Below are 12,283 nucleotides of genomic sequence, written 5' to 3'. Positions count from 1 at the left end.
TATGAATGCCTTGTTTATAATTGCCGCTGCAATTCTCTTACTCGGTCCCTTAATTGCGATTCACGAGTTCGGTCACTATATTGTGGCGCGTAAACTGGGCGTTAAAGTATTGGTCTATTCGATTGGATTTGGGCCAACATTATTAAAATGGACCTCGAAAAAATCCGGAATTCAGTATCAATTGTCTGCCTTGCCTTTGGGTGGCTATGTCAAGATGCTGGATGAACGTGAAGGTAATGTCGCTGAAGAAGACTTACCCAAAGCCTTCAATCGTCAGCATCCTTGGAAGCGGATTGCCATCGTGGCAGCGGGACCGTTGATAAACCTGATTTTTGCAGTCCTTCTGTTCTGGGTGTTGTTTTTACCGGCACAAGAACAGCTCAATACCCGGGTAGGCAAAGTTTTACCAAATACACCTGCTGCAACAGTACAAATGCAGCCGGGCGACAAAATTATAGCTGTGGATGGTACTCAGGTAGAAACTTGGGAAAAACTCAGTTATGCCTTGGTGGATCGTGTTGGTGAAACTGGCGTGGTTTCTATTCAGGCAGATCGTGCTGGTGAAAACAAACTGTTCCAGTTGCCGATTCAAAACTATTTAAAAGATCAAAGTCAATCGCCACTTGAAAGTTTGGGTTTCTTGCCTTATCGGCCAGAAATTCCGGCTGTAATTAGCAAACTGAGTGAAGATGGTGCAGCCATCCGTCAAGGTTTGAAAGAAGGCGACAAGATTCTGGCCATTGACGGCGTTCAGATGAAAGACTGGTTTGATGTGGTGCAGGTGGTACAGGCATCTCCAGAAAAATTACTGAAAATGGATGTACTACGTGCAAATCAGGTGGTTCAGCTAGAAGTCATGCCACAAGGCAAACGTGACAATATGGGCAATGTGACCGGTATGCTGGGTGTACAAAGTGATCCGGGTAAAATGACCATTCCTGCAGAATATAAACAGACCATTCATTACTCGCCAGGCGAAGCACTGGTAATGGCATTTGATAAAACAGCACATTTATCTTCGATGATTCTGAACTCGATTGTCAAAATGGTACGTGGTCTGATTGGCCTGGATAATTTATCAGGTCCAATTACTATTGCCAAAGTGGCAGGACAAAGCGCAGAAATGGGCTGGGAAACTTTTATTTCCTTTATGGCGCTAATGAGTGTAAGTTTAGGAATATTAAATCTACTGCCTATTCCAATGCTTGATGGCGGACATCTGGTTTACTATTTTGTTGAATTAATTCGTGGTAAACCTGTTTCCGAACAAATACAATTGGTTGGGTTAAAAATTGGTATGGTACTGCTCGGCAGTATGATGCTTCTGGCATTATTTAATGATTTTATGCGTTTATAACAACGTAAATGGAATAAATTAACAGCGGAAAAGACTGGCATGCAGCACACACATTTATTTATGCCTCTGGCACTCGTTAGTGCAATGGCAGTAGCACAACAAGTATATGCAGCAGATGAATTCATTGTACAAGATATAAAATTTGATGGATTAGTACGTTTAACTCCTGACAATGTGTATGGCCTAGTGCCAATTAACAGTGGTGATCGGGTCAATGATCCAATCATTGCCAATGCAATTCGTAGCATGTATGCATCAGGCCTATTTGATGACATTAAAGCCGTGCAGCAAGGCAATACTTTGGTTTTCCAAGTTGTTGAACGCCCGGTCATTTCAAAAATCGAATTGAAAGGCAATAAGTTGATTCCTAAGGAAGCACTTGAGGAAGGCCTGAAAAAAATGGGTCTGGCTGAAGGTGAAGTTCTGAAAAAATCAGCGCTGCAAACTATTGAAACTGAACTTGAACAGCAATACATGCAGCAAGGTCGTTATGATGCCGATATTACGGTCACTACTACGCCTCGACCAAATAACCGTGTTGAATTGCTAATTGATTTTATTGAAGGTAAAGCGGCCAAAGTTTTTGATATCAATATTATCGGGAATACTGTATTTAAAGAGTCTGATATCAAGCAGGCCTTTGCTGTAAAAGAAAGTGGCTGGAGCTCGGTCATTTCGCGCAATGACCGTTATGCACGTGAAAAGATGGCAGCCAGCCTGGAAGCTTTGCGTGCCATGTATCTGAATCGCGGCTATATCAACTTTAATATTACCAATTCCAGCCTTAATTTGAGTGAAGATAAAAAGAATGTTTTTATCGAAGTTTCTGTGGATGAAGGCGAGCAATTTAAATTTGGTCAAACCAAATACTTAGGTGATGCGCTTTATAAGACTGAAGAATTACAGGCTTTACAAATCTTCAAAGAAGGCGAAATTTATTCGCAGGAAAAAGTTAACGCGGTTAAGCAATTATTGCAGCGTAAGTATGGTAATGCAGGCTATTACTATGCAGAAGTCAACATCGTTCCTCAAATTAACAACGAAACCAAACTGGTTGATCTAAATTACTATATTAATCCAGGTCAGCAAGTCACAGTACGACGTATTAATTTTACTGGTAATACGAAAACTGCAGATGAAGTACTACGTCGTGAAATGCGCCAAATGGAAGGTGCGCTTGCCAGTAATGAAAAAATTGACCTGTCTAAGGTTCGTCTGGAACGTACCGGTTTCTTTAAAACTGTCGATATCAAACCTGCACGTATTCCAGGTGCACCAGATCAGGTGGACTTGAATGTTGCCGTTGAAGAGCAGCATTCAGGGACCAGTACTCTTGCAGTTGGCTTCTCGCAAAGCGGTGGTGTAACTTTCCAGGCTGGTTTAAGCCAGACCAACTTCCTGGGCACAGGCAATAGTGTCTCAATTGATTTGTCGCGTTCTGAAACGCAAGATTACTATAACTTGAGCGTGATGGACCCGTACTTCACCATTGATGGTGTGCGTCGCGGCTATAACATGTACTACCGTAAAACCAAGCTGGATGATGATTATAACGTCAACAACTATGTGACGGACAGTTTTGGTGGCGGGATTAACTTTGGTTATCCAATTGATGAAAATCAGAGTGTTAGCCTAGGCCTGAATATTGATAATACTGAAGTGACTACAGGTCCATATGTCTCTACTTATGTACGTGACTATTTATTAGCGAATGGTGGCAAACCTAAAGGTGAAGGACAATACTGTTCAACTAATACTCTAAAATCAGAATGGGATCTTGCTAGAGAGAATAATCCTTCATTACCAGAGCCTGCTGATCCACCTGAAGGTTATTATGATCTTCTTTGCCGAGATAGCAGTAATAGAGATATTGGTTTTACTTCATTCGATGATAAGTTTGGTGGAGACTTCTTAACTTATAATTTAAATTTAGGCTGGTCTTATAATACTTTAAACCGTCCAATGTTCCCGACAAGTGGTATGTCACATCGCGTCAATGGTGAAATTGCATTACCAGGCAGTGATGTGGAATACCAGAAACTGACCTATGATGCTCAGGCGTTCTTCCCATTAGGTAAAGATTTTGTCCTGCGCGGTTATGGTAAGTTGGGTTATGGTAATGACCTGCCATTCTACAAGAATTTCTATGCAGGTGGTTTTGGCTCAGTTCGTGGTTATGAAAACAGTACATTGGGGCCTAAATACCCTGGTGTTACTTATAATGAATCACGGAAAAAAGATTTTGATCCAGAAGAGGTCGGCGGTAATGCTTTAGTTCAGTTTGGTACTGAACTGGTACTGCCAGTACCATTTAAAGGTGATTGGGCACGTCAGGTTCGTCCGGTTATCTTTGCGGAAGGTGCGCAAGTATTCGATACAAGCTGTGATGTCCCATCAGGAAAACTATATTTAACGGGTGAAGTAAATGACCCAGGTATAGATGCAAAACAATACTGTAAAGACAACTTCGGTTTCGATGCAGATAATATGCGTTATAGCGTGGGTGCTGGTTTCACCTGGATCACCATGATTGGCCCATTATCACTTAGCTATGCTTATCCGTTGAATAAAAAAGACGGTGATGATACTAAAAACATCCAGTTCGAAATTGGACGTACTTTCTAAAATCGTTTTGACCTAGAAACTAAATTTTGCTCATAAAACCTTCAGGTTTTGTGAGCAAATTTTTTTGAATGAGTAAGAATATGAAAAAAATGATTATGGCAATGAGCCTGGCTTTGGCAAGTGTTGCTCCTTTGACTCAAGCGGCTAGTATGGGGGTAATTGACTTAGAGCGTGTGGTTGAAGGTAGTACCTATTTGAAACAACAAAACACGATATTTCAGCAAAAAATTCAGCCACAAACCACCAAGATTGAACAACTCAGCAAGGAGCTGGAAGCTTTGCAGCAACGTGCTCAATCCAATACCAAGCTCAGTGAGACTGAAAAACAGAAAATGTCTGCGCAATATCAGGCTAAGTTGCAAGAATTAAATCAGTTACAACAATCTGTACAGACGAATGTCCAAAGCTCGATTCAGCAGATCCGAATTGTATTTGATGCACGTGTAAAGCAAATTGCTGAACAATTGCGTAGAGAAAACAACCTGGATGTGGTTTTAAATAAAAATTCAGCGCTTGCTTATGATGCTAAATATGATTTAACTGATAAAATGATTCAAAAGGTTAATGCAATTAAATAATCAATGAATCATCAACAGCTTCAGTTAGCTGATCTCGCTCGCCTGGTTCAGGGCGAGTGCATAGGTCAGACAGATTTACGTTTGAGTGCTTTGGCCAGTCTTGAACAGGCAACTTCACACGATCTGGCATTTGTGAATGCCGATAAATATGTAGAGCAGGCCAATCAAAGTCAGGCAGGTGCTTTAATTGTCACGGCTGAACTAAAACAACAGATAACTTCACATCAAAACTTTATTGTTGTGGCAAATCCCTATCTGGCTTTCGCGATTCTGACGCATGTCTTTGAGAAAAAACATCGCCAGCGCGGCATTGAGAGTACTGCTCAAATTCACCCGTCGGCAGTGATTGCGGACGATGCTTATATTGGTCATTATGTGGTGATTGGTGAGCATTGTGTCGTGGGTGCGAATACGATTGTTCAGGCGCATGTGCAGATCGATGATGATGTCGAGATCGGTCAGGACTGTTTTATTGACTCACATGTGACCCTCACCGGCGCAGCAAAAATTGGTAATCGGGTACGTATTCATGCCAATAGCGTGATTGGCAGCGAAGGGTTTGGTTTTGCACCTTATCAAGGGAAATGGCACCGTATTGCGCAATTAGGTTCTGTACGCATTGAAGATGATGTGCGTATTGGGTCAAATTGTAGCGTAGACCGTGGTGCGCTGGATGATACGATTTTGCAACAGGGTGTTATTATTGATAATCTTGTGCAAATCGCGCATAACGTTAAAATTGGTGCACATACCGCAATTGCTGCAAAAACTGCCGTTGCAGGAAGTGTTTCAATTGGCAAAAACTGTATCATTGGTGGTGCCTCTGCGATTTCTGGACACTTGAATATTGCCGATAATGTGACGTTGACCGGAATGTCAATGGTCACAAATAATATTTCTGAAGCTGGAAAATATTCATCCGGGATTGGTCTGTTTGAAAACCAGAAATGGAAACGTACCGTGGTTCGCCTCAGACAATTAGCAGATGTGCCATTGACCCAGGTGATCAAACGACTAGATCATATGCAATCTCAGATTGAGTCCATTGAATCAACATTTAAGTTGCGTAAATAATTATGATGACAGAGTCGAATTTGCCTACATTCACGAAGCCTGAATTGCCAATGAATATTCAAAAGATTCGTGAATATTTGCCCCATCGCTATCCATTTTTATTGGTTGATCGCGTCGTCGAAATTACCGATAATGGCATTGTTGGTTATAAAAACGTCTCAATTAATGAAGAGTTTTTACAAGGCCATTTTCCGAATTATCCAATTATGCCGGGTGTACTGATTGTTGAAGCGCTGGCACAAATCTCTGGAATTCTGGGTTTTGTGATGAATAATGAAGTTCCAAGTGAGGGTTCTTTGTTCCTGTTTGCCGGTGCGGAAAAAGTTAGATTTAAAAAACAGGTGGTTGCAGGTGACCAATTGGTTTTAAAATCTGAATTAGTGATGCAAAAGCGGGGCATTTACAAATATAATTGTATTGCCACAGTAGATGGCGTCGTCGCAACAACTGCGGAAATTATGGTTTCGCATCAAAAAGTCGAGCAGGCATGAGCAATAATCCCCTTATTCATCCAACTGCCATTATTGACCCGTCAGCAGTCATTGCTGCTGATGTAGAAATTGGCCCATATTGTATTATCGGGCCAAATGTCACTATTGGTGCGGGTAGCAAACTTTATTCACACGTGGTGGTGGGTGGCTATACGCGTATAGGTGAATATAATGAAATTTTCCAGTTCGCCAGTGTAGGCGAGGTGTGTCAGGATCTTAAGTATGCCGGTGAAGAAACCTGGCTTGAGATTGGCGATCACAACAAGATTCGTGAGCATTGCAGTCTGCATCGTGGCACGGTTCAGGACCAGAGTCTAACCAAGATCGGTAGTCATAACCTGCTCATGGTCAATACTCATATTGCACATGACTGTATGGTCGGGGATTATAATATCTTTGCCAATAACGTCGGTGTGGCTGGACATGTGCATGTCGGAGACTACGTTGTCATTGGCGGAAACTCGGGCATTCATCAGTTCTGTAAGATTGATTCTTATAGCATGATTGGTGGTGCATCCCTGATTCTGAAAGATGTACCGGCCTATGTCATGGTTTCAGGTAATCCTGCGCATGCATTTGCCATGAATATTGAAGGTATGCGTCGTAAAGGCTGGTCGAAGACCGTGATTAGCGGTTTACGTGATGCCTTTAAACTGATTTATAAATCAGGTTTAACGACTCAGGAAGCAATCGAGCAGATCCGTACAGGAATTTTGCCGGAAGTGGCTGAGGTGCAGCGTCTAATCGATTCTCTTGAACAGTCGAAGCGCGGCATTGTGCGCTAAAAGTTTAAGATAATAAAAAAGACACCCTATGGTGTCTTTTTTATTTTGGAAATTTCTATTTTACTTAAGAAATTTTACTTCCTCAGCTTTCGGATAATTCTTCAATAGCTTTGTTTTATATTGAGAAGCAAGCGTAGTATTCTTTTCAACATCTTTGCTGATGTTATAAAGCTGATACAGGGCAGTGGAGGCTTTCGCAGAATTTGGGTAACGGTCAACGACAATCAGATAATTACGTTTCGCTTCAGTAAATTTTGGCGGGTCAATCGCCAGATTGAATTCCGCTAACCAGAAATAGGCATTGCTGATATAAACGCTATTCGGATTGTTTTTAATAAAGTTTTGCATCGGTGCAATGGCTTTGGCTGCACCGCCATTTTTATAAGCATCTAAAGCCACGGTATAAGCTGCTTTTTCCAGCTCAGCAGGTTGCTGTCCGCTGCTTGCTGTATTAACCTTATTTTCGCTTAGGCTGGGTGTAGTATCCTGTGGGTTTTCCTCCGTTGGATTGTCTTCAGCAGGTTCAATTTTTTGCTGTAACAGTTCGAGGCGCTGGTCGAGATCGGCATAGCGATTGGTCAGTTCATTTTTGAGCCGTTCAATCTCATTTTCCTGTTCTTCCATTTTACCGCGCAAAATCCGCAGGTCATTTTCGAGTTGCTGGTTCTTTTGCATGATTTGCCAGCTGGTATTGGTTTGAACTGCTGGAGTTGCACCAGCCGCAATTGCTGCTGGGGTATTTACTGTGGTTTGATTCGTAGCTTGACTCAAGCCACGCGATTCAATCGGAATATTGGCAAATAGAGGCGTGGTAAAGAGTGCTGTCACTGCACACAATACGGTCTTTTTAAACATCATAAAATTTCCATAATTCTTTGTGAGATGCGGATCCGCTGCTCATCTTTTCAAAGTAGATCATTCATATACATTGCACACATTAAAAACGGCATTTTTAGAAAATGCAACAAGGTTTTACAAAGATCATGTGAATCTGAGTGTTGATGGATTGATTGTGAAGATCCCTTAAAAATCAGCAGAAATATCAATATTGTTTTTAAAATAATCAAACGGATAGCTTGAAGGATGATTTTAGGAAACAAGGCTTGCAACTTGATTAAAAATCTCTATACTCTGTTTTTGTAATGGTAGCCCTGCTGGTTACTTCGCAATTGTACTCTATGAACCCCGCCAGGACCGGAAGGTAGCAACGGTAATAGAACTATGATGTGCCGGAGCTTTGCTGGTAGGGTTGCCACCATATTCTTATTATTATAATAACAATGCAAATTCGCAGTTTTCTATTCTCAAATATTATTCCTTTTTCAATGTCGTCAAATAGCGCTATCTTATTATTTTAATGATTAAATCATCATTATCTTTTGCCGTGCTTTATTTTATTTTGCAGCTAATATTGAATTAAATATCCAATATGTTTATACGTGTATTAAGGCTTTCAAAGAATATAAGACTTAGTCTTCTGCTTTACGGTTAATCGCCTTGATAATCGCATCCATTTCAAAACCACGATACATTAAAAAACGGATCTGTTTGGCTTTGAGCTTCAGGTCTTCACTGACCTCAGTCCCATATTTTTTGACTTTTAGTTCATAGGCTTGTTGAACCCAGTCGGTTTCTTTGAGTTCTTCTGAAATCAGAGCAGTATCAATCTTTTTGCTCTTGAGTTTCATTTTAATTTGATTGGGACCTTTACCTTTACGCTTTTGACTCGACAACATGGTTTCCGCCACGCGCTGATCACTTTGATAGTTCTCACAGGACAGTTCTTCCACTAAGGTAATGACTTCATCACGATGCTCTGCATAGAGGGCGAGTTTCTCTATTAGTTCAGCTTTGGAATATTCCTTGCGCGTCAGTACCGCAAAAGCATAAGAACGTAAACGTGAGCCAGTCAGTCCTGGTTTTTTTTCATCTTTGGCTGACGATGAAGAAAACAGGCGTTCCTCGGGATCAAATTCAGGAGTGTCTTGCAGCGCTGTTTCTGCAGGTGGAGTGTGATCTTCAGCATCGCCGAACTGCTGTTTTAAAGTTTCATAATCGAGCAGTTTGCTAAATTTCGCGTCTGACATGATTCTCTCGGATTTTACATTCCCTATATAATAACAAAACGCCCCGGAGGGCGCTGTGTATTGACGTTTAAAGATGATGCACCTAATAAGATCACACATCTAAAAAGTCAGGTTCTTCCTTGCTATCGTCTTCTTCAACAACCACTGCTTTGGTAAGCAGCTGGTCGCGAATCAGCTTTTCAATCGTCTGAGCCATTTCTTTATGCTCTTCCAGATAACGGATGGTGTTGTTCTTACCTTGGCCAATTTTGTCGCCTTGATAAGAATACCACGCACCAGCTTTCTGCACGATTTCTTGCTGTACAGCAAGGTCGATCAATTCACCTAGATGGTTAACACCTTTGCCATAAAGAATCTGGAATAATGCTTCTTTAAACGGAGGCGCCATTTTGTTTTTCACGACTTTGACTTTAGTTTCAGAACCAACAATCTCGTCGCCTTCTTTCACTTGGCCGATACGACGGATGTCCAAGCGAACAGAGGCATAGAATTTCAGTGCGTTACCACCAGTTGTGGTTTCAGGGCTACCAAACATGACACCAATCTTCATACGAATCTGGTTAATGAAGATCACCATACAGTTTGAGCGTTTGGCATTACCGGTAATTTTACGCAGTGCCTGGCTCATCAAACGGGCTTGCAGACCCATATGCGAGTCACCCATTTCGCCTTCAATTTCGGCACGTGGTGTCAATGCAGCAACAGAATCGACAACGATCATGTCGATCGCGCCAGAACGTACCAGCATGTCTGCAATTTCAAGTGCCTGTTCACCGTGATCCGGTTGCGATACCAGCAGATTGTCGATATCTACGCCAAGTTTGCGCGCATATTGAGGATCAAGTGCGTGTTCCGCATCGATAAATGCACACGTACCGCCTGCTTTCTGACACTCTGCAATTGCTTGCAATGTCATTGTGGTTTTACCTGAAGATTCAGGACCATAGATCTCGACGATACGACCTTTTGGTAAACCACCAATACCGAGCGCGATATCCAGCGTTAAAGAACCTGTAGACACGGCTTCAACTGCCTGAACGGTATTGTCACCAAGACGCATTACTGTATTTTTACCAAACTGTTTTTCAATCTGGCTTAAGGCAGCGTTGAGCGCCTTGTTTTTATTCTCATCCATCTTACAACCTCAATACGATGTCACTAAGTTAGTACTCAAGTGGATGTCTTAAATTAGAGCTTTGTTCCACAGGTGTATAGTGACAGAATTTTCCCTAGTGTTCTATAAAAGTCAGCGCATGTACGACATATTCTGACGCTTAAATTTAATCGTCATTATAGGACCATGACTGATCGAAACTCTGACTATTTTCATTTTTAAATCTACTGATATCACGACGATCTTTCTTGCTTGGACGATGGTCGGGACGAGCTAGATTATGCAACTTTCTTTGTGACGTAATCAATTCCCGGCGCGCAATACTGACTTCGGTTTCTTCATACAGTTTTTGTGCCACGGGTGCAGGGCCACGAACATCAGAAAGTTCCTTAACCAGCACGGTTTTTTTGTCGATGCCTTGCTGAATCGTCAGTTCCATACCAACACGGACTTCGCGCGATACCTTGACACGTTCACCATTGTGATGGACTTTGCCACCTTCAATCGCATGTTTGGCAATCGAGCGGGTTTTAAAAAACCGTGCTGCCCACAGCCATTTGTCTATACGCATGCCTACCGCATCTTCGGGTAAAGACGATTTACGCATATTTTTTTTCTACCTCAGCCTGATTTAAATGAGTGATTAAATCTGTTAATTGGTGCAGCATCGGGTAATTACAAGTCTGGCGTGCTACTTTGGCTGAAGAGGGTTGCTGGATGCTGAACAGGTTCTGAATGCCATAGGCTTGAGCCCCATTCAGGACTTTTTCAGTATCATCAATAAAATAAGCATGTGCAGGATCAAATGGATGCAGTTCATTCAGGCCTTGCCAGAACTCGATAAATTCTTTGGCATGTCCGATCGTTTCTGAACTGACAATTACATCGAAATAATCTCTTAAATTCAAATGATCCAGTTTAAATGCTAGACCCGCACAGTCAGCATTGGTGGCCAGCCAGATTGGATAGCCATTATTTTTAAGATAATCGAGCAATTCGAGACAATGAGGGCGTAAGGCCACTTTATCTTTATGTTCAATTTGCATCGCCAGAACATCGACTTCGACTTTAGCCGTCCAGAAGCGTGAAGAGTACCAGTTTAAGGTATGATTATGTTCCTGATAGAATGCATAGAGTGTCGCCTGGCTGTGTTCCAGGCTACAGCCATGTGTGGCAGCATAACGCACAGGCAATAACTCGTTCCAGATGAAATCGTCGTAGGCAAGATCAAGTAAAGTGCCATCCATATCGAAAATTATGGTAGGTTTTTCAGAGCATTTTGACATATTTAGGTTTTCTATGTTTAAAGCAACAGCAGCACCACAAGATCCAATGATTTTGCAGTTTGTGCCCATTTTGACACAAGCCTGTGAAATTTTGCGAGAAGAATATCAGCGTTATTGTTCTGGTGCGGCTTTTGATGTCATCAAAAAAAATGATAATTCTCCGGTGACTCAGGCAGATTTTCGGGTCAATACTTATCTGACCCAGGCTTTGGCAGAGATTTCCAGCTTGCCTTTACTGTCTGAAGAAGGACAGGAACATGAACGCCGCTCATGGTCAGAATTCTGGTTACTGGATCCGCTAGATGGTACCAAGGAATTTCTGCACCAGCGCCCCGAATTTACCATTAATTTGAGTCTGGTCAGAGGCAGTTTGACCACTTTTGCCATATTGGCGGTTCCGGAGCAGCAACTGATTTATTTCTGTCCTGAGCAGGGCTTGCCTTATAAATATGATATCCAAAAGATGACATGGTTTGCTTATGAAATGCTTGAAACTACTAAAATGATTGCTGTGGGATTGAGCCAAAGTAGCCAGCAGAAACCGAAATATACCGAGTATTTGCAAAGTCTGGCTAAGCTCACTGACTACACCGAATTTAAAGCGGGCAGCGCTTATAAATTTTGCATGATGCTGGAAGATCAGGTAGACATCTATCCACGTTTTCATCCGACCTCGGAATGGGATACCAGCGCTGGTCAATGTATGCTCGAACGGATTGGTGGTGGTCTGGTTGATTTAGAAGGTCGTCCATTTATTTATAATCATCGGGATACCTTGCTGAACGGTGGATTCATTGCTTATAAAAATAATGATATGAAAATTATTGCATTGCAGGCAGTGTCTGACATGCAGGCCGAGCATTGAGCAAAATTCTGAGCGTGTTAT

12 protein-coding genes and 1 other RNA gene are annotated in these 12,283 nt (G+C 41.9%); 8 read left to right on the top strand and 5 right to left on the bottom strand.

The genetic code is table 11. The features are described 5' to 3' along the window. The first annotated feature begins 1 nt into the window (after position 1). From rseP to lpxA, 6 genes are all read left to right on the top strand, one after another. Entirely contained in the window at positions 2 to 1,357 is a 1,356-nt protein-coding gene (gene rseP, locus J7649_RS04455) for an RIP metalloprotease RseP (protein WP_219309553.1), read from the top strand. 39 nt (positions 1,358 to 1,396) lie between these two features. Beyond that, complete coding sequence (gene bamA, locus J7649_RS04450) at positions 1,397 to 3,982, top strand: outer membrane protein assembly factor BamA (protein ID WP_219309552.1); 2,586 nt, start codon at positions 1,397 to 1,399, stop codon at positions 3,980 to 3,982. An 80-nt stretch (positions 3,983 to 4,062) separates the two neighbouring features. Then, complete coding sequence (locus J7649_RS04445; protein WP_219309551.1) at positions 4,063 to 4,560, top strand: OmpH/Skp family outer membrane protein; 498 nt, start codon at positions 4,063 to 4,065, stop codon at positions 4,558 to 4,560. Positions 4,561 to 4,563: 3 nt separating this feature from the next. Further along, positions 4,564 to 5,634: a UDP-3-O-(3-hydroxymyristoyl)glucosamine N-acyltransferase gene (lpxD, locus tag J7649_RS04440; RefSeq protein WP_005266607.1), complete on the top strand. Its 1,071-nt coding sequence runs from the start codon at positions 4,564 to 4,566 to the stop codon at positions 5,632 to 5,634. Between the two features lie 5 nt (positions 5,635 to 5,639). After that, positions 5,640 to 6,125 carry a 3-hydroxyacyl-ACP dehydratase FabZ gene (fabZ, locus tag J7649_RS04435; RefSeq protein WP_026055766.1) on the top strand — a complete coding sequence of 162 codons (486 nt, stop codon included), beginning with the start codon at positions 5,640 to 5,642 and terminating at the stop codon, positions 6,123 to 6,125. After that, positions 6,122 to 6,910: an acyl-ACP--UDP-N-acetylglucosamine O-acyltransferase gene (gene lpxA / locus J7649_RS04430; RefSeq protein ID WP_219309549.1), complete on the top strand. Its 789-nt coding sequence runs from the start codon at positions 6,122 to 6,124 to the stop codon at positions 6,908 to 6,910. The genes fabZ and lpxA overlap by 4 nt, the downstream gene beginning before the upstream one ends. A 60-nt stretch (positions 6,911 to 6,970) precedes the next feature. On the opposite strand, the gene J7649_RS04425 is transcribed toward lpxA, so the two are convergent. Next, complete coding sequence (locus J7649_RS04425; RefSeq protein WP_219309547.1) at positions 6,971 to 7,768, bottom strand: tol-pal system YbgF family protein; 798 nt, start codon at positions 7,766 to 7,768, stop codon at positions 6,971 to 6,973. Between the two features lie 294 nt (positions 7,769 to 8,062). Between J7649_RS04425 and ffs the strand changes: the two genes are divergently transcribed. Further along, an RNA gene (ffs, locus tag J7649_RS04420) (signal recognition particle sRNA small type) lies at positions 8,063 to 8,159 on the top strand. Positions 8,160 to 8,379: 220 nt separating this feature from the next. On the opposite strand, the gene J7649_RS04415 is transcribed toward ffs, so the two are convergent. The 4 genes from J7649_RS04415 to J7649_RS04400 all read right to left on the bottom strand — a co-directional run bounded on the left by J7649_RS04415 (position 8,380) and on the right by J7649_RS04400 (position 11,397). Next, a complete protein-coding gene (locus tag J7649_RS04415; protein WP_219309545.1) occupies positions 8,380 to 8,997 on the bottom strand; it encodes a regulatory protein RecX in 618 nt (205 codons plus the stop codon). 91 nt (positions 8,998 to 9,088) lie between these two features. Next, a complete protein-coding gene (gene recA, locus J7649_RS04410) occupies positions 9,089 to 10,132 on the bottom strand; it encodes a recombinase RecA (protein ID WP_219309543.1) in 1,044 nt (347 codons plus the stop codon). 145 nt (positions 10,133 to 10,277) lie between these two features. Further along, the gene (locus J7649_RS04405) at positions 10,278 to 10,718 is read right to left on the bottom strand and encodes an RNA-binding S4 domain-containing protein (protein WP_219309541.1); all 441 of its coding nucleotides are present in this window, start codon (positions 10,716 to 10,718) and stop codon (positions 10,278 to 10,280) included. Further along, entirely contained in the window at positions 10,711 to 11,397 is a 687-nt protein-coding gene (locus J7649_RS04400) for an HAD-IA family hydrolase (protein ID WP_004279871.1), read from the bottom strand. Before J7649_RS04400 ends, J7649_RS04405 begins: the two co-directional genes overlap by 8 nt. A gap of 13 nt (positions 11,398 to 11,410) precedes the next feature. Here J7649_RS04400 and J7649_RS04395 point away from each other — a divergent pair, with 13 nt between their 5' ends. Further along, positions 11,411 to 12,262, top strand: coding sequence for a 3'(2'),5'-bisphosphate nucleotidase CysQ family protein (locus J7649_RS04395; protein WP_005246616.1), 852 nt, complete (start codon positions 11,411 to 11,413; stop codon positions 12,260 to 12,262). The last annotated feature ends 21 nt before the right edge of the window (positions 12,263 to 12,283 follow it).

It is taken from the genome of Acinetobacter lwoffii, assembly GCF_019343495.1.
Classification (GTDB): domain Bacteria; phylum Pseudomonadota; class Gammaproteobacteria; order Pseudomonadales; family Moraxellaceae; genus Acinetobacter; species Acinetobacter lwoffii_P.
This window is presented reverse-complemented; position numbering and strand designations above follow the sequence as displayed.